The organism is Rhodococcus sp. PvR044 (assembly GCF_040548995.1).
Taxonomy (GTDB): Bacteria; Actinomycetota; Actinomycetes; order Mycobacteriales; family Mycobacteriaceae; genus Rhodococcus_G; species Rhodococcus_G oryzae.
In genome coordinates this window covers 343,823-360,631 of record NZ_JBEPSX010000003.1, presented here as the reverse complement: position 1 = coordinate 360,631, position 16,809 = coordinate 343,823, and the positions used below count along the sequence as shown (strand labels likewise).

The following is a 16,809-nucleotide window of genomic DNA, read 5'->3' as shown; positions in this document are numbered from 1 at the left end:
GGGTTTACGGGACCCAATACTTGGCCGCGAGGTGCTCGATCACGGGATCGTCGTCGAGCGCCTCATCCAATGCGGCCAGGTCGTCGTCGAGCGCGACCAGTCGCGGATCGTTGCCTTCGCCGCGCTCGGAGGGATAGCCGCCGTCTTCGGCGATCTGACGCAACAGCTTCTCCCGGACGCGGTCCTTCAGCGAATCGGCCATAGCTGAGCATTGACCAGAGCAGCCGCCCTGTCGACCGGACGCGCCGAATCAGTCGTCGTGCTTGCGGAACACCCGACGCGCGATCGGGATCAGCACGACCAGCGCGCCGACGAGCACGATCAGCGAGAAGATCTGCATTGCCATCGGAACCTCCGGGTCGAGTTCGTCGATCGTCAGGTCGGCGCGAGGACCGCCTCGCCGTCACGTCGGGGCGAGCACCGCTCCCCACGGGGTGTTACGCACCACGGTGAACACCGCCAACACCACCAGTATCCCTGCCGTGGCAGACCGGCCGAGCACGATCATCCGGTCGTCGACTCCGCCCCATCGCCGCCGCAGCCAGCGTATCCACGCCACCACCAGCACCACGACCAGCGGCAGGATCAGCACGTTGCTCGACAGCGACCCGATCAGATCCCCGTGGGTGAGGTCGTTCACCGCGCGCAGCCCACCGCAGCCCGGGCACCACCAGCCGGTGATCACGTGGAACGGGCAGAAGCCGTAGGCACCCGCGCGGTGCGGGTCCCGCAGGTACAGCAGGGTCGCCGCGCCGAGGCCCGCCGCCGCGACCGCGAGCGGCGCGCGCAGCGAGCGGGCCCGGGTCTCCGGCTTGGTCATCGTCATCGGGTCACCGTCATCGCGTCACTTTCACTCTCATTGCGGTGCGGTCACCGCGCCCTTGATCACGACCGAGGTGACCAGCATGTCGTGCCAGCACCGGTGCCGCGGGTCCCACAGCGGCCACAAGAAGTTCAGGAAGCAGAGGTCGCCGAGGATCCACAGCAGCAACCACCGCACAAATGCCATGCCCGGGCCGAGCGGGCGTCCGTCCGCCTCGCGGACCACCGAGATGCTCAGCCATTTCTTGCCGAGCGTCTGCCCGGTGTTGCCCTGCCGGAACACCATGTTCCAGACCAGCAACGCGAGCGCAAGCAGGATGCCGGCCACCATGATGGCGATACCGACGCCGTTGACGTTCGTGAGCTCGCTGTCTGAGTCGTAGTAGTAGTCGCCCGAGTAGGTGGTCGTGACCGATCTCGCGTCCTTGAACGCGATGAATGCCCCGAGGCCCGCGAGTAGGTAGCCCGGCAGCGGAACCACGATCCGGTCGAGCAGATATGCGCCGACCCGAGACCACCAGGAGGCATACGGATAGGCGGGCGGCGGCGGACCGCCGTAGGGCTGGCCCGGCGGCGGATAGCCCGGCTGCTGCGGGTACTGAGGGGCACCGTAGGGCGGCTGGCCCGGCGGCGGATACTGCGGGGCACCGTACTGCGGCTGACCGTACTGCGGCGGCTGCTGGCCGTACTGGGGCTGGGGCGGAGGAGGACCCGGCGGCGGGCCTGGCTGCGCGGGATCGGGTTGCTGGGGCTGATTCGGGTCCGACATGGCGCCACTTCCTGTCCGCAGGGTGGTGGTTCACTTCCCAAACCATAGCCCCGAACGACATTCGGCCACGTTCCTTGTCCGTCCGGTTCGCGGGGGCTACATTTCGCCTGATCCGAAAGCACGGGCACCGACGCCGGGATCGCTACCGTCGAGGGCCTCCGACGTCGGCTCCTGAGACTGCGAGACGTGCGGCAGCGACAAGGAGACAGACATGACCGAACCGATATTCGACAAGTCCGAACAACTCAAGCAGGTACAACAGGCGATTCTCGCGGGCGAGACGATCATTGCCGTCTACGACTGCATCGGTGCGGGCACCGGATTCATGGGACTGACCAATCTTCGCCTCGTCATTCAGGACAAGAGCTTCGTCGGCAGCCGAACCGCGATCACGTCCATTCCGTACAAGAATGTCCGGTCGGTGTCCTTTCTCAGCAACAAATCATGGGCCGGACATTTCTTCTCGTCGAGCAGCATTGCCGTGGACATCGGCCAGCAGACCTATGAAGCCGACTTCCGCGGCATCGAAAAGGCGCAGCACGTGCACCGGGTGATCCTCGAGCAGATCACCCGGTAGGCCGAACTCCGGTCAGGTCGTACACATATCGGCTCGTGGGGATCACGTCCACGTCGGTGCTCGCGCCGAACGTGGACGTGCTCTCGATCATTCGTGACACCCGGCGCCCGAGCTCCGCGTCGTCCCCGCCGCTCCCGTAGAACGCGTGCGGATCGGTCATCGCGGCCATCGGGAACAGTTCTTCGACAAGGGCGTCGGCGCGAGCGTCGGCGGTGAGCGTCTCGATCACGGTGTTCTGCACGTAGCCGAACGTGGCCTGGGTCTCGATCGCCACTGTGGTGTGGTCATCCTGCCAGCGGCGGAGCCATTCCGACCGATCCATGCCCGCGGGTATCCGCAACAGCGCGAGACCGGCGAGGGCGTCGGCGCGAACTCCGTTGTCCGACTCCGGAGGCGGGATCGGCGTCCGTTCGTCGACCACCCATCCCGCGACCCGGTCGGCCGCCGCCGTGAGGAGGCCGGTGACGGCCGCGAATTCGTCTGGAATCCAGACGCTGACGATCGCACCCACCGGCTGCTCATAGGTCGTGAGACGAAGCTGGGCGGGAGCGACGTCGGCGTCGGCGATGTTGACCTGGAGCCTGGTGGCGCCGAGCGCGGCCAGTTGCTCGCGGAGACGCTCCGCGAACAACGCCTCCTGCAATCGCGACCCCCACAGGGCGTACATCAACTTCATCGTCGAATCCTTTCCGTGGCCTGGCATTCCGGCGTTGGCCTAGCCCGTCGTGGACGAATGGGCCGCAGTGAGCAATCCGACGAGCAGGTCGATCACGTCGTCGGGTTCCGGCCGGCCGCGGTGGTCGGCGTCGGACATCCGTTCGTAGTCGGCGATCAATGCGAGCAGGACAGTCGCCAGTGACTCGAGCCGGTACCGGCGAGCGACGGCGGGCAGATCGCCGATCAGGTGATCGAGCCGCGACATGACGATGCGGACGGTCGGCCGACTGTCGCCGTCCAGGTTCATCTCGTCCGCGACGGAGCGGTGGTGGCGCACGCGCTCGAAGAACCGGGCGAAATGCGTCGATCCCGGCTGATCGACCACCTCTACGAGGGGAAGCGCCAGCACCGTCAGCAGTGCCCGGATGTCTTCGCCCCCTGGCGCACCCTCGCACTCGGCGAGCAGCTCCATCCGCCGGAATTCCAGCCCGCGGAGGTGATACTCGACGATCGCGGCGATCAGGCCGTCGCGGGAACCGAAGTGGTACTGCACCGCCGACTTGTTGCGCTGACCCGCCGCGCGGGCGATGTCCTGCAGCGGGACGTCGATCCCGGCCTCGGCGATCAGCACCTCCGCGGCACGCATGATGGCGTGCGGAGCCGATCCCTCCCGCAGCCCTTCCCCGACCTTCACCGCTCAAAGGTAGGGTCACACATCACCGAGGTCAATGCCTGATACTTATTCTTTAAGTCTGACTACTTAAGTCCTTGGGCCCGCGGTTGCGCCGAGCACACCCAGGCCGGAGAGTGGTCCCCCGTGAGCCATCGCATCCACCACCTCAGCTGCGCGACGATGTGCCCCAGCGCCGGCCTCGTGCCCGGCCTCGCCCCGTCTCGCCTGGTCGCGCACTGCCTGCTGGTCGAGGGACCCGACGGCCTGACGCTGGTGGACACGGGCTTCGGCACGGCCGACGTCGCCGATCCGATCGGCCGGCTGGGCCGGCCGTTCGTGATGTCGGTCGGCGCCAGGATGGACCTCGCGCTCACCGCAATCGCCCAGGTGCGCGCGCTCGGCTACGACCCGTCGGATGTCCGCGACATCGTGGTCACCCATCTGGACGGCGACCACGCGGGCGGCCTCGGCGACTTTCCGTGGGCGCGCGTGCACGTACACGCCGACGAGCTCGCGACCGCCCGCGCACGGCCAACCCTGCTCGACAAGACGCGGTACAGCGCGAAGCAGTGGGCGCACGATCCGACCTGGGTCGAGCACCGTCCGGGCGGTGACCGGTGGTTCGGGTTCGAATCGGTGCAGGCGGTCAGCGAGGACGTGCTGCTGATTCCACTGCGTGGACACACCTTCGGGCACAGCGCGGTGGCGGTGCGTCGTCCCGGCGGCGGCTGGTACCTGCACGCGGGCGACGGCTACTACTTCGCCGACGAGAAGCTGACCCCGCCCTCGTGCCCGCCTGGCCTGCGGGCGACACAGGTCCTGATGGAGATGGATCGCCGGTCGCGAATCGCCAACCAGGGCAGGCTCCGCGAGCTGCACGCCGCCCACGGCGACGAGGTCACCATCATCTGCGCGCACGACGCGAGCGAGTTCGAGGCGCTGGCCGCCGTCACCGACTGAGCGCGTTTCCGGCTATCCGGCGAGGTCGTCCGGGCCGATCGGGTCGGCATCCCAGAGGGTCTGGGTGACCGGCGGCCGGGCCCGGAACCGGTTGACGACGACGAACCCGAGCGCGATGAGTGCGCCCACCACGGCCCCCGTCACGACGCGGCGACATGCGCGGGTGGACTTCGTCGGCTCGGGTTCGGTGGAGGTCATGCGAGGAGTCTCCCGCACTCTCGCGCAAAACTCGAAAGGCCCCTCTCCCGCGGGTGCGGGTGAGGGGCCTTTCGAGTGGAGCCGCCTAAGAGAATCGAACTCTTGACCTTTTCATTACGAGTGACAAACAGTCTGTCGCACATAGTCTTTCGAGTTGCAACACGCCTGGTAAACCAGCCAATCTCGTGCGCGTAGTTCATGCCGCATGCAGCAACACTGCGCAGTCCAAGACCACATCAAGACCACAGGCTCACGCGTGCGCATCGTTCCTACAAACATTGCTACAAACAGGGGCCGATCGACGGCGCATCCCTCTTCGCTCTCTTCTTTCCCAGCGCGTTAGTGCGTTGCAGTGCGTTGGCAGTGTGTTGACCCGCTCGCATTCCAGTGTGTTAGTGCGTCAGTGCGTATATAGAAGAACGCACTGACGCACTCACTGGATGGAACCTTGACTTAGTGAGTGCGTTGCTCCGAGTAGCGTCAGCACTTGAAGAGGATCGCGTGTGAGGAGGCCTTGGTCTGATGTCCTCGACGATCAAGCTCAGGCAGGGGCAGCTCGCCAAGTACCGGAAGCTGTCGGGCCTGGACACTCAGCAGAAGCTCGCCGACGCAATGGGCATGGAGCGATCCACCCTCTCCCGCACCCTCAACGGGTTCATGGACCCGGGCGAGAAGTTCATCGCCGGCCTGCTGACTGCGTTCCCCATGTTGTCGTTTGAGGATCTATTCGAGGTTGTGGTCGATCAGGGTGCAGGTGCGGTGGAATCCGGCAGGTCTGCCCACGAAACGCAGGAGCGCTAGGAATATGAATAGGACGCCCGCCCCCGCGTTCTGACGGCCGATCATTTAACGGCTTGCAGAGGATGACGTCCTATTCACATGCGATGCTACGCGCTGACGGCTCGACGATGGGGTCGGCACTGCCGACATCACCGACAGCCTCGGCCGCACTCCCTCGCGAAAGGCGTCGGCGGCTTCCCTTGGTGAGTCCGGCAGGGTCGGCGACAACCGGTGCCGCGGGCTGGAAGGTGATGTCGAGTGCGGCCCGGTCGTCGGATTCGGTGAGGGGTTGTGCCCGGGCACCTGCAGTCTTCTGGCACGCTGCTGAGCTGCCGCGCTCCTGCAGGTCGCTGTGCGCGGTGACCAGCACCGGTGAGACGACGAACGGGGCCCCAATGCCCCCGCTTTCAGACGGCCGATCATCTAACAGCTGGCAGAGGGGGGAACCCCGTTCGTCATCCATCTTATCCACTCGATCGGTGCGCCGAGCGCCTTCCTGGGGGTTTGCATCGCGACCATGTGTTGACCTGCAGGAACATCGCCGCGTATCGCGGATGGCTAGCCTGACGCGAAAGGCCCCCGAGCAGTTGCTCGGGGGCCTTTCAAGCGGTCAGGTACGGGCTACTTGGCCTTGTCTGACTTCTTCTTGGATGGCTGGAAGCCGAAGTCTGAACGACGAACGCTCGAGAAGTAGGCGTCTGGGTCCTGCTTGATGAGACGCAGAATCTCAGTCTGACGCGCTTCCTGCGCATCGCGAGCTTTGGAGTTCTTCATGCCTGCCCCCTCCTCAGATGGCCCGAAAGCTTGACATTCCCGACATGTCTAGACACAACTAGACAGTATCAGTTCGGCGATCCCAGATGGCCGTCAACTGGCTTGAAACCTTCGAGAGCGTAGGTCACTGCCAGGAGAGCGGCCCAGTAGCGCATGATGGGAAGGTCCTGCTCTTCGTTGAGCTCCCCGGACTTGAGTGCGTCGACCGTGAGTGTTCCGTAGAACATGTTCGGGCCCGCGACGATCGGCATCGTCATGTACGTCTCGTACTCGTATCCATTGCCGACAATCGGCTCGAACCGTGGCTTATTGGACAGCGTTGCACGGAAGGTGGGGTCGGACGGGCGGAAGCTACTGACCGATCTGTTGCCGCGGCCCTTGAAGTACTCGGTGCTTACAAGTTCGACGGGTGCGATGTCTGTGTCGAACTCGAAGAGGTTCGCCCGCGTCCCTAGTGAGCCGGATCGCCCCACTGAGTTCGCCACTGCCGCCATGATTTCCATTCGCAACTCGCGAAGGTTGTGGCGGGGGATGCACTCAACCCAACAGGCGAACGACTCGGCCGCCAGCTGGATCACGGGCGTTTCAAAGAACTGGACGAAGTTCTCAAGTCGCCACGGGTCTTTCTCTTCGGCCTCCGCTTTGGCCTGTGCCTGCCGGGCTTCAGTCGTGCGCTTGGCGAAGGATGCGTAGATCGCGAAAGCGATGAGCGCCAACCCGATGACTAGCCATAGGAATCGGAGGTTGGTCTGATGGTCTGAGAACTCGTCGGAGGTGTAGATGCCGAGCGGAACGGAAGCGACAGTGCATGCGGCCGGCGTCCAGAAGGCCTCCCCGTTCACAATCCACCTGGGATGGACAAACTGGGCAGGCTCGTTGTTCGAAACCCCCGGCACGGAACCCCCATTTTCGACACAGAGTCACACAATCGACGCATCACAATAGACGACGGATTCGTCGACTTCGCCGATTCCGCGCCAGCTCCTGACCATCCGGTTCGTCTGCTATGCATTCATCATGAATCGGATGCTGATCGTGACCCTCGGTGCGGGCGCTTTGCTGCTGGCTGGCTGCACCTCGAGTGTGGAGGAGTCAAGCGAGACGGGTCCTGCTGGTAGCCCGGGTGATGCTGTCATCTCCGCGCCAGGGCCTACAGGAACGCCGGCGATCGATCCCGCGAGCGAGGCAGGGCTACGTCAGACCCTGGCTGATCAGTATGCGTTCATCCAGAAAGGCGATTGGTCGGGTGTTTACGACTTCAGTTCGCCACGATGCCAGCTCGCGACACCAAGGGAGGACTTCGTTGCCCTGGTCGGCGAGGGCTACAAGGGACGCGACTTCTCGGGGCCGGAGGAGTATCTGATCACCGTGAACGGCACCGTGGCGACTGTCGTTGTTAAGTCATTCGACGGCAAGGGGAAGATGAAGCCTGCAACGTGGGCCTTCATGAATGGGTCCTGGGTCCACGAAAATTGCTAGGTGAGCACGAAACCATCGCGGTCGAGCCGTTGTGGGTCGCCGGCCTCGGCAAGTGCATGCAGCAGCGCACCTCGTGGACCGGGGCGCGTCACAACATGTCCGTCTGAGGCGGCGGACTTGAGTGCTGCGCGAGCAACCTTCTGTGAGTGGCCTTGCTTGGTCACCGCGGCGATGATGTCGCGGCCGCTCGAGTTTGGATTCTGGCGAACGAATCCGAGAATGTCTGGGAGTGCTGCCGCCTCGGCTACGGAGTCGACAGCTTCTTTCCGACTCCCGCTGGCGTAGGTGAGGTTTCGGTTGCGCACGTCGTAGGTCAGTTGACCTTCGGTCACATCTACGTCGCGGCCGAAGGCGGAGAAGTAGCGGGCGGAGTTGGGCTCTTCATTCTGGCGAACGAGGCGCCAGATCGCGTCGGGCCAATCCTGGAGGCGCGAATCCCCGCGTGCACGCTCGCCACTGTGGCCCATGTGGTGGATGACAGCGGCCTCGTCGATTCCAGCCTCGGCGAGCAGCGAGTCGAACGCGACGAGAAACCGTCCGGCATCACGGTTCTCGTCAAGCCCAATCGCGTCGAGAACCGGGCGAAGTACGTCGAGAACAAGGAAGTTGGTTCCCGCCAAGACTTCGGCCCACCGTGCTCGGACATCGGAGTCGAGGATGTTGAAGCTGCCGACCCTGCCGCGCATGGATAGCACCTTGACTGCCTGCACGTTCTTGATGCCCTGGTCGCGGAGCCAACCTCTGAGCGTTCGTTGGTCGAGCTCGTTGTCGAGAAGGGTGACTTGCCCGACCGGTTCTGTCGCGAACTTGCCGAGAAACGGGTCTCCATCAACGAGAGACCGGATCAGGTTCCCAACGAGGGTGGTCTTGCCGGCTTTGAACTGCGCAGAAAGCATGATGCGGCCGCCGACGGGGAAGAGCTCATCGATTCGGTACTTCGCGTCTTCATCGGGAATCGCCAGGAAGTCAGTCAGGGAGACCGGCGGTGTGATGGACGCGAGAGTCGAGGCATTCTTCAGCGCCAGTAGTCGACTCCGAGCTTCTTCTCTCACGAGAAGTTTGGAAAGTTCGCCTTGTACCTGGATTTCGTGAAGATCGCGGCGCTCGAGCGCAACCACTTCCGCGATGTGCGGCACATCGCCGTAGGGATCGTCGCTTCCCTGCCATTGTCCCTGCTCTGCGTTAGCATTGGATGCAGAGTCAGCAGCTTGGTGGCAGTTGGTCTCATCGAAAGGCTCCTCGATGGTCCCGAGGGGCCTTTCCCCTTGCGCGGGGTTGCTCATGCGGCACCACCGTCACGGATGTCGGCGACCAGGAGGCTGTCGACTTCGTTGAGGTCGACGAAGACGCGCCCGCCTCTGCGGTATCGGGTGAGAAGTCCCCGGTTGAAGTAGTTGTGAATCGTCCGGGTGGTGCAGTCGGCGCGGCTGGCGCCTTCACGGACTGAGGCAGGTTTGACGGGTAGACCCGTCCGAGGGTTGAGAGGCACGGGAGTTCCTTAGAGGCTCTGCGAAGGGGATGGGGTGAACGCTGGTCCCGTGCGGGTCTCAGGTCTCGTACCGTGCGGTTCTCGACACGCCCATGATTCCATGGTGAACGCTGTCTTTCAACACTATTCGGCCTCCTGCGCGTCGTGTTCGATGTCGTGTCCGTAGCCGGCGGCGCGAAGTAGCTCAGCCATCTGGGCGAGAGGCATCACGGCCAGCCACTCCCCCGGATCCCCCAGTCCGCGGCGCTTGAGGACCAGCAGAGCGTGGTCGGCGCGGGCTTCGTCCTTCTGCTCGTTGAGCTGTCGCAGCCATTCCGGCCAGGCGTACGCGGCACGGTCCTTGACCTGCACAGTCAGGCCCGGCGCGGGGTGAAGGTCACCAGCGTCCCTCGTGTATCCAGCTCGGGTGCGTTCGCAGTGCGGGAAGCCATTGGTGCGCAGGAAGTCCCGCACTGCTCGCTCGGCGCGGTCGCCCTTGGTCTTGTTCGGGTTGGTCATGTCGTCACCATCCATCCGACTTGTCGCGTCCGGGCGCCCGCTGAAGTGCTTCGCGGAGCGGCCAGCACTGGGGCCGCACGGGAATCTTGGTTCCGTTGCCTGCCGTCAGCCACTCAGTGTCGGTCGCCAGGAATCTCTCTTCGCGGGCATACCAGTCGCCCCAGGGCTTGTAGGGGTTGATGGTCGAGATGGCCTGCATGAGGGCCATTGCGAGGTCATCATGTCCCGCTCTGTCTGGCACGGCGATGCGCATCTGCCCGGCGGTCAGTTGCTCGAACTCGAGTGCATGCAACTGCTTGAGCAGCTCGGGATGCCTTGGGAGGACGATGCGGCCTTGTTGAAGCAGTACCTTGAGCTGTCCAAAGCCGGATGCCTTTCGCCGATTGTCGGTGGTGACCCCGGTGACCATCGTCGGCGTCCAATCGACCCACCCATCCCGGCCGGTCCATTCATTCCGCCGCTTCTGCCAGTCCTCATTCATGGTGCTGCGCAGGCTCTCAGTCGGATACGCGCCAACGCCGTTGGTCTCGGATACCAGGCGGATCGTGCTGTATTTGCCTGCTACCTCTACGACTCGTTTGATGAAGTCGGCGTAGGGCATCCGGTAGTGGGCTTCGAGGTGCGGGATGAAGTAGGTCAGTTCGTCGCGGTTGTTTTCCCGGCAGTCGTCGAGAACGCCGAGCATGACGAGGGCGTTGGCGTCGCGTGCCATGCCCCAGTCGATGCCTCCAGCGACAGTAGGACGGCTGGCGGGGAGCTGGCCGACGCCGAGATACTCATACCCTGCGACGGCGCCCTCGAGCTCGGCAGTGGTGAAGTAGGCGCCTGCGTCGTCTGTCCATTCGGCGAGGTACTCGCGGGAGAAGTAGTCGGCAGGCTCGCGGGCCTGAATCTCAGCGAGCAGCTGCTGGTCGACCATCGGCGATGTCGAAGACGGCCAATGCCACGACTGCACCTGATCGTCGGGGCTGGTCGTACCGCGGCGCCAGAGCTGCCGGAAGAAGTGGTCGGCGCTCCCCCAGGGGCTCGAGGACAGAATGACGCGGGAGCCGCGGCGGGCGATGACGGACGGTTCCGCGGCCCGCCAGATTTCGGGGTCGACGAATCCGGCCTCATCGATGATGAGTAGGTCAACGGGCCAGCCGCGGATCTGCCTCTGGGAGGCGGGTACTGAAATCAGACGCGAGCCGTTGGAGAGCGTGATCTGGGACTTGGAGTCGTCAAGGACAGATCCGCGTAGCAGCGGCGAAGCGGTGGCCATCGCGGCGCATTCCTCAAGCAGGCGTCGTGACGCAGTTTCGCCAGCGGAGACGAGCAGGACCGTTGCGTTTCGCTTGGTGAACGCCTCATGCAGTGCTGTGACCGCGAGGACGCGGGACTTGCCGACCTGGCGGCCGGCGCACATCACCCGGTAGCGGGCGAGGGAGCGAGCGAAGTCGAGCTGGTGATCCCAGAGCGGTTGCGCGAGGAGTTGATCGGCGAACAGTTCGACGGTGATGGCTTGGGCGGTGGTCAATTCTCCCCCTCAAGGGTGGGTGGCGTGGCCGAGGCCTTCTCTGCCTCTTCGCGTTGCTGGGTGAGGATCTGGGCAAGGTCGAGCTGGGTGGAGGCGATGTCTTTGCCGAGGCGTGCCTTGGACAGCGGGTCGAGTCCGAGGCGGGAGCGATGGTTTGCCGCCTGGGTGTCGATGCGGAGGCGATGCTTCTCGGCTGCGCTGACCTCGCCGGTCACGGTGAAAGCGCCGTGCTCGTCGACGTACGCGGTGAGCACCTCAAGCTGAGCCTCAGTGCGTGCATACGCGAGGACCGCAGGCTGCATCTCAGGGGCTTGCAGGTCCGGGCGTGACTGGCACACGGCGTTCGCGATTTCGGCTGCGAGAGGGACGATCACGCGGTCGGAATGTGCTCCGTGCTTCTTCGCGACGTAGTTTCCCGGCTTGAAGGGTTCCCAGGAGTAGCCGCGGGCGGGGCCTTGGCTGACGATGTTTCGAGTCATGTGGTGGTCCTTCCGGGGCGGCCCCAGTCTCGGGAGACTGGGGCCGCCATGGGGAGTCGCTACGCTGCGTCCTCGCCTGCGTCGGGTTCGTCGCCGCCGGCGCCCTGGCTCAGGGCCAATTCCAAACCGATCGCCGTGTCGAGTCCGCCGCCGTTGCCGCTATCGAGGGCGTCGATGTAGCGATCGAATGCGGGCAGGACGGAGTCGAGCGTGATCGCCGATGCGATAGCTGCTCCGCCCTCGGGGTCGGCGAGCTCAGCGAAGCGACCGGCCACGGCTCGCGCCACGGCGGAGGTGTCGACCGCCTTGTCCGCGCTGACGAGTTTCCCGCCGTCGCGGCCCGGCACCTTCTGGACCTCGATCTGCATGCCGGCCAGGCCGCTGGCGTTCTGACCGGGCAGGTTTGCCTGCATCCAAGCGGGAGCGAAACGCTCGGCGCCAAGGACCGCATCGGCGTCCGCATTACGGAGAGCGGCCTTGAGGCTGCGACCCTTCTCCAGCTGAGGCAGAACCACATTCCGCCACGCCTGCTCGGTGCGCACAAGGTCTGCCGAGTTGTTCGGGTCGAACTGAGGGCGTGCCTTCGCGGCCTGGCGCTGGGTCTCGCGGGCGACCGCAGCAGCCTCCTCCTTGATCGCTGCGAACTGCGGTGCGTAGCGCCGGGTGTATTCCTTCCGCCAGCTCGCGACGTGCTCAGCCCGCTCGCTGGGCGTCATCAGCACGTCCGCCTTGGCCTTCGCCACGACCTCGTCGAGCTTGGACTGGCGCTCCTGCTTGAGCTCGCGAGCCTTCTTCTGCAGATCCTTGATGGTGTTCACGGCGGTCTCCTTAGTTGTGCTGGTCGTAGATGGAGTTGGGGTTCTCGAGGTTCGGCCAACCGAAGCTCTCCGGCGCAGTCGGCCAGCCCGGCCCCTGCGGGACCAGTGGCGGGAGGGGCTGCGGGTTGGCCCCGTCCTGCGGGGGAACCGCATTCGCCAGGGCGCCGTCATTGGCGCGGATGCGGAACCTTGCGGAGCCGTGGGACTTCTTGCCATCGGGGTCGAGGTAGATGCCCTGCGGCGTGAGCCTCGCGCCGCCCCGCATGACGTAGTCGCCCGTCTCGGTGTCGTAGTGGGTTCCGCAGGCCGGGTGTGCCTGTTCGGGATTGCTTGCCATGGTGTTCTCCTGGGTGTTGTTGTGCTGCTGTGGTTTCGCTGGATGGGTCATCGGGTCCAGGTCAACGTCTTTGCGGCACGGTTGGCGTCGCGTTTCCGCAATGCCTCGTCGATGTCGGTGACGTTGTAGACCTCTTGGACCGGCGGGTTGTCGATGAGCTGCTGCAACTGCGCGGTGATGCCGGCGAGGGTTTGCGCTGCTGCCTGCCCGGTTTCGGGTGACAGCAGGGCGCCGAGGACGCCGCCGGGTTTGGGGATGCCCCACGATTCGGCGAGGTCGGGTCCGGCCTGTTGCGCCCAGTCGGAGAGCCGTTGCTGCGGCGTCGGCGGGGCTGTGAACGACGTGGCCGGTGCAGGTGCCGCACTGCGGCCACCACCCCCACCTGACGGTGCAGGTGCGGGCTTGGATGCGGTCAGCTCCGTCGAAGCACCGGACGGCCAGTTGGTGACAAACACCCGCTGACCATCCGTCGACAACGACACACCCGAATCGGTAGTGCCTGCCGCGCCGCCCTTGAGCTTGTCGCGCTGCTGCTCGAGCATCTGACGGCGTTTGGTGGCATCCGCCTTACTCGGGCCACTGGCATTGAGTTCCGCGGCGAGGGCGTCCTCAACCATCCGATCCGCCTGCGCCAGTTCTTCCGTCGACGGATTGTCGCCGCCGGATGCGCCCGGCCAATGCCAGACCATCGGGAAGTCCTGCGCACCCAACGCGGGGCCGCCGTACTGCACACCATTCGCGGAACCGGACTCCACATTCGTGCCGAACAGCGTGCCGGCCATGTGCCCGTTCTCGCCGGACCCTCCATTGGTGCCGATGGAGAAGCCGTCCGGGTCATAGCCCGGCGCCCAACCCATCGACGCGAAGTCGGAGTCCGTGGTGAAGCGGGTACTGCCGCCGGTCAGCTTGTTGAAGATGCCGGACATGTAGCCAGAGCAGTCCCAGTTGTCGCCGCCCGCACCGCCGTAGGAGTACGGGAGGTTGTCCTTGGACTTGGCGAACGCGACCGCTGCATCACCGTTGATGCCGCCGTCGGCCATCTTCACCAGGCCGAAGCCGAAGCGATCCGCGACCTCCTGCAGGATGCGCTCGGCGCGTGGGCGCTTCGAGGCCGCACCGGGGATGAACGCTTCCCAGCCGGTCTCAGCTTCGGCCCACTGGTAGATGCCGCGGCCTTGGCCCTGCCGGATCGACGCCGGCCCTGACTCGTGGATGTTGCCGTCAGCGTTGGGCGCCACATCCTGGATTGCGGGTCCAACGAAATCGGACGGCACACCAGCTGCATCGCGACGCTTCTTGATGTCGACCCAGACAGTCATCGCCCGCTCGCGGTTGAGGTAATCGGTCATGATTTCCTCAGCCGGGCCAGTATTCGCCGTGACCTTGATGCCGCTGGGAGTGGTCTCAACCTTGAAACCGAGCGCCTCGAGCCTCTGGATCGCCTCGGGGCTGTTGTCGGTGATCGTGATGTCCTTCTCGCCAGGAATGACAGTCACACCGTCACCGAGCGCACGCATCATGACCTCGGAGTTCTGCGCCGCCTCGCCAGCCGCGCGGACGTCATCGCGCATCCCCTGCAACTTCGGTCGGCCAGCGTCGATCACATCCGCGAGGCCGCGGGCTTTGTCGCCCGCGGTCTGCGCGCCGTTGGCGAACGATTGCATGCTGTCGGCGATCCCGTGGAAGTCGTCGGCCTGACCACCCATGCCGGGGATCAGGTCCAGCACGTTCGCCTGAGCCTCGACGAGACCAGCCAGGAAATGGACGATCTGGCCTACCGAACTGCCGACACCTTCTGCGAAGAACGCCCAGGCTCGCAGCGCACCCGACGAGAACCCGAGGACCGCGTCGAGCGTCGCGAACCCGGCATCAGCGAGACCCGTGAAGAACCCGATGATCTCCGGTTTGTTCGCCCCGACCCATTCAGCGACATCCCCGAGCGCCGGCCCGAAAGCCTGCCCGAGCGCCATTTCGATGGCGTCAGCTGAGGTTTCGATGGATCGGCGCGCCTTCTCCATCTGATTCGCCGGGTTGTCACCCATCGCGTCGACAGCACGCTTGGCGGTGCCCGCGAAGTTGTCCAGATCCGCGGTCGCGCTGGATACGTCGACCGCCATGAGGGCTTCTTGCATCGCTGTGGCTTCTTCGCCGAACAGCTGAGTGAACGCGATGGATCGCGCCTTGGGGCTCAGCTCCGGGTCACGCAGCTTGTCGAGCAGCATGTCGAGGCCCTCAGCGGCACGCTTGCCGCCACCGGTCAGGCGCTCGGCCATCTCGTCGCCATTGAGGCCCAGCTCGGCGAAGGTGTCGGCGGAGTCACCCGCGTTGCCTGCCAGTTCCTCGAGTGCGCCGACGAGGTAGTCGGCTGAAGGTGCGCCGGCATCAATCGCCTGAGCGAACATGCCCATCGCTTCCTGCCCGGTGAGACCGAACTGAGTGAGCGTGGCGGACTTCTGCCCGAACACGTCCGCGATGTCACCGACCTCGGTCTCGACCCTCTGCGCACCGAACGTGAGGAGGTCGAATGCCTCGGTGCCGTTCTTGGCGAGGCCGGTCTTGACCATCAGGCCGGCAGTCTTCGCCGCCTGCGGGATATCGATTTCCATGACCTTGGCGACACCGTCCAGCTGCTCGATGACGGTCTGCATCTCCGCGGCGCTGGCGTCCGTGTCGAGGAGTCCCGCCTTGGCTGCCGCCCTGGCGGTGTCGAGGTTGGCTTCGAACGATTCACCGAAGGCGTTGGAGTAGGCGCGGCCGGCTGCGTCACCGATCCGGCGCATCGTCGCTTCGTCGACACCGAGCTTGGCCTGCGTCAGATCGAGCTGGACCTCACGCTGCATCCCATCGTTGATGGCCTTCATCAGCACTGCACCAGCCATCAGCCCGACCGCCGTGACCCCGACCAGCGAAGCGGCGATTGGGCCACCCTTGCCGCCAAGATCACCCAGCTTGGAGGCGAACCCGGAGACGAAGGCCCCACCACCACCCGCACCAGCGCGTTCTGACACCTGGCCAGCGAGCCCGGTGAGCTTCTGTGAAGCACCCTGTGCGGCCTGACTGATCCTCCCAACGTCGTCGGCGGAGCGCTTCGCCGACTGACCGACCTTGTCCACATCGGATGCGCCGCGGCCGAGTTTCCCGACATCGCGGCCTGCATCCGAAGCCGAGCGCCCCAGCTTGTCGGCGCTACGGGAAGCGTCGGCGAACGAGGTCTCAACCCTGGCGCCGGCCTTCCTCCCCTGCTGCTCAGCTTCACGCACACCCTCGACGAATCTGGAGTCATCGAGGGTCAGGTACGCAACGAGCGTTCCCACGTCGAGGGCCATCTCAGGCCCCCTTTCGCTTGCGCTTTGACTGCGCTGCAGCGAGGGTCTCGGCGATCTGATCCAGGTCCACGAGGCGCCCGAGATGCGTCATCTGCCAGTGCACTTCGGCCATGTCCGGCGTGAAACCGAAGTGCAGGATGGCGGTGCGGCCGGCGTGCAGGATCATCGGCCACGGAATCCCGTCAGCCTTCATCTCTCCGTATGCATCGCCGAGGACTTTGATCGCCTCTGCGGTTTGCTCGGCCGCCGGGATGCTGTCTGATATCGCGAGTTCCTGCACATGCTCGAACTCGTCCGCCGTGGGCGCGGTGACGCGGTACGTCTTGCCGCGGATCGGCAGATGCAGGTCCGGGTCGAAGAACGTGTCGAGATCCTTGAGCACGTCAGTTCTCCTTGCTGTTGATTCGCGTAACCGCTTCGAGGGCGATCAGCCGCAGGATGGACTCGTAGATTTCGTGGTGGTGCTGCCGTGTTTCGAGCACCGCCTTGGTGACTGCAGCGAATTCGGGATTCGGAAGCGACGAGAGCAACGTCCGAGTTCCGTGTGTGTCGCCGTCGCTGACGAGCGAGAGCAGGTTCTCGAGGTCGCCGTAGCTGGGCGGGGCCACTGCGTCCATGTCGTGTTGGGTCATGCGGTCCCCCGCGCCTCGAGGCCAC

The 16,809-nt window shown here is 65.0% G+C and carries 21 protein-coding genes; 4 read left to right on the top strand and 17 right to left on the bottom strand.

The window, feature by feature from the left end; genetic code table 11:
* Nucleotides 1–4: 4 nt before the first annotated feature.
* From ABIC28_RS10305 to ABIC28_RS10295, 3 genes are all read right to left on the bottom strand, one after another.
* Entirely contained in the window at nt 5–202 is a 198-nt protein-coding gene (locus tag ABIC28_RS10305; protein ID WP_097212874.1) for a hypothetical protein, read from the bottom strand.
* A gap of 201 nt (nt 203–403) precedes the next feature.
* Entirely contained in the window at nt 404–826 is a 423-nt protein-coding gene (locus ABIC28_RS10300; RefSeq protein WP_245221061.1) for a DUF2752 domain-containing protein, read from the bottom strand.
* Between the two features lie 30 nt (nt 827–856).
* The gene (locus ABIC28_RS10295) at nt 857–1,591 is read right to left on the bottom strand and encodes an RDD family protein (protein ID WP_097212873.1); all 735 of its coding nucleotides are present in this window, start codon (nt 1,589–1,591) and stop codon (nt 857–859) included.
* 211 nt (nt 1,592–1,802) lie between these two features.
* Here ABIC28_RS10295 and ABIC28_RS10290 point away from each other — a divergent pair, with 211 nt between their 5' ends.
* Entirely contained in the window at nt 1,803–2,168 is a 366-nt protein-coding gene (locus ABIC28_RS10290) for a PH domain-containing protein (protein WP_077043026.1), read from the top strand.
* On the opposite strand, the gene ABIC28_RS10285 is transcribed toward ABIC28_RS10290, so the two are convergent.
* Nucleotides 2,158–2,844, bottom strand: coding sequence for an EthD domain-containing protein (locus ABIC28_RS10285; RefSeq protein WP_097212872.1), 687 nt, complete (start codon nt 2,842–2,844; stop codon nt 2,158–2,160). The two genes, ABIC28_RS10290 and ABIC28_RS10285, sit on opposite strands and share 11 nt — an antisense overlap.
* A gap of 39 nt (nt 2,845–2,883) precedes the next feature.
* The gene (locus ABIC28_RS10280) at nt 2,884–3,519 is read right to left on the bottom strand and encodes a TetR family transcriptional regulator (protein ID WP_097212871.1); all 636 of its coding nucleotides are present in this window, start codon (nt 3,517–3,519) and stop codon (nt 2,884–2,886) included.
* Between the two features lie 123 nt (nt 3,520–3,642).
* Here ABIC28_RS10280 and ABIC28_RS10275 point away from each other — a divergent pair, with 123 nt between their 5' ends.
* Nucleotides 3,643–4,458: an MBL fold metallo-hydrolase gene (locus ABIC28_RS10275; protein ID WP_257017580.1), complete on the top strand. Its 816-nt coding sequence runs from the start codon at nt 3,643–3,645 to the stop codon at nt 4,456–4,458.
* A gap of 12 nt (nt 4,459–4,470) precedes the next feature.
* On the opposite strand, the gene ABIC28_RS10270 is transcribed toward ABIC28_RS10275, so the two are convergent.
* Nucleotides 4,471–4,656 (bottom strand): hypothetical protein, encoded by a 186-nt coding sequence (locus ABIC28_RS10270; RefSeq protein WP_097212870.1) that lies wholly within the window; start codon nt 4,654–4,656, stop codon nt 4,471–4,473.
* Nucleotides 4,657–5,178: 522 nt separating this feature from the next.
* Between ABIC28_RS10270 and ABIC28_RS10265 the strand changes: the two genes are divergently transcribed.
* On the top strand, nt 5,179–5,457 hold the full coding sequence (locus tag ABIC28_RS10265) for a helix-turn-helix domain-containing protein (protein ID WP_354578697.1): 279 nt from the start codon (nt 5,179–5,181) through the stop codon (nt 5,455–5,457).
* A 600-nt stretch (nt 5,458–6,057) separates the two neighbouring features.
* Here the strand turns inward: ABIC28_RS10265 and ABIC28_RS10260 are convergent.
* Nucleotides 6,058–6,210: a hypothetical protein gene (locus tag ABIC28_RS10260; RefSeq protein WP_354578695.1), complete on the bottom strand. Its 153-nt coding sequence runs from the start codon at nt 6,208–6,210 to the stop codon at nt 6,058–6,060.
* 68 nt (nt 6,211–6,278) lie between these two features.
* A complete protein-coding gene (locus ABIC28_RS10255; protein WP_354578693.1) occupies nt 6,279–7,052 on the bottom strand; it encodes a hypothetical protein in 774 nt (257 codons plus the stop codon).
* Between the two features lie 184 nt (nt 7,053–7,236).
* On the opposite strand from ABIC28_RS10255, the gene ABIC28_RS10250 reads away from it, so the two are divergent.
* The gene (locus ABIC28_RS10250) at nt 7,237–7,689 is read left to right on the top strand and encodes a hypothetical protein (protein WP_354578691.1); all 453 of its coding nucleotides are present in this window, start codon (nt 7,237–7,239) and stop codon (nt 7,687–7,689) included.
* On the opposite strand, the gene ABIC28_RS10245 is transcribed toward ABIC28_RS10250, so the two are convergent.
* The 9 genes from ABIC28_RS10245 to ABIC28_RS10205 all read right to left on the bottom strand — a co-directional run bounded on the left by ABIC28_RS10245 (nt 7,686) and on the right by ABIC28_RS10205 (nt 16,784).
* Nucleotides 7,686–8,972 carry an AAA family ATPase gene (locus ABIC28_RS10245; protein WP_354578689.1) on the bottom strand — a complete coding sequence of 429 codons (1,287 nt, stop codon included), beginning with the start codon at nt 8,970–8,972 and terminating at the stop codon, nt 7,686–7,688. The two genes, ABIC28_RS10250 and ABIC28_RS10245, sit on opposite strands and share 4 nt — an antisense overlap.
* A gap of 329 nt (nt 8,973–9,301) precedes the next feature.
* Nucleotides 9,302–9,676 (bottom strand): hypothetical protein, encoded by a 375-nt coding sequence (locus ABIC28_RS10240; protein WP_354578687.1) that lies wholly within the window; start codon nt 9,674–9,676, stop codon nt 9,302–9,304.
* Nucleotides 9,677–9,680: 4 nt separating this feature from the next.
* The gene (locus ABIC28_RS10235) at nt 9,681–11,192 is read right to left on the bottom strand and encodes a terminase large subunit domain-containing protein (RefSeq protein ID WP_354578685.1); all 1,512 of its coding nucleotides are present in this window, start codon (nt 11,190–11,192) and stop codon (nt 9,681–9,683) included.
* Nucleotides 11,189–11,671, bottom strand: a complete 483-nt coding sequence (locus tag ABIC28_RS10230) for a hypothetical protein (protein WP_354578683.1) — start codon at nt 11,669–11,671, stop codon at nt 11,189–11,191. The genes ABIC28_RS10235 and ABIC28_RS10230 overlap by 4 nt, the downstream gene beginning before the upstream one ends.
* 59 nt (nt 11,672–11,730) lie before the next feature.
* Nucleotides 11,731–12,489: a hypothetical protein gene (locus tag ABIC28_RS10225; protein WP_354578681.1), complete on the bottom strand. Its 759-nt coding sequence runs from the start codon at nt 12,487–12,489 to the stop codon at nt 11,731–11,733.
* A gap of 10 nt (nt 12,490–12,499) precedes the next feature.
* Nucleotides 12,500–12,826 carry a hypothetical protein gene (locus ABIC28_RS10220; protein WP_354578679.1) on the bottom strand — a complete coding sequence of 109 codons (327 nt, stop codon included), beginning with the start codon at nt 12,824–12,826 and terminating at the stop codon, nt 12,500–12,502.
* 47 nt (nt 12,827–12,873) lie between these two features.
* The gene (locus tag ABIC28_RS10215) at nt 12,874–16,152 is read right to left on the bottom strand and encodes a phage tail tape measure protein (RefSeq protein WP_354578677.1); all 3,279 of its coding nucleotides are present in this window, start codon (nt 16,150–16,152) and stop codon (nt 12,874–12,876) included.
* Between the two features lies 1 nt (nt 16,153).
* A complete protein-coding gene (locus tag ABIC28_RS10210; protein ID WP_354578675.1) occupies nt 16,154–16,534 on the bottom strand; it encodes a DUF7426 family protein in 381 nt (126 codons plus the stop codon).
* A gap of 1 nt (nt 16,535) precedes the next feature.
* A complete protein-coding gene (locus ABIC28_RS10205) occupies nt 16,536–16,784 on the bottom strand; it encodes a hypothetical protein (RefSeq protein ID WP_354578673.1) in 249 nt (82 codons plus the stop codon).
* Nucleotides 16,785–16,809 lie beyond the last annotated feature (25 nt).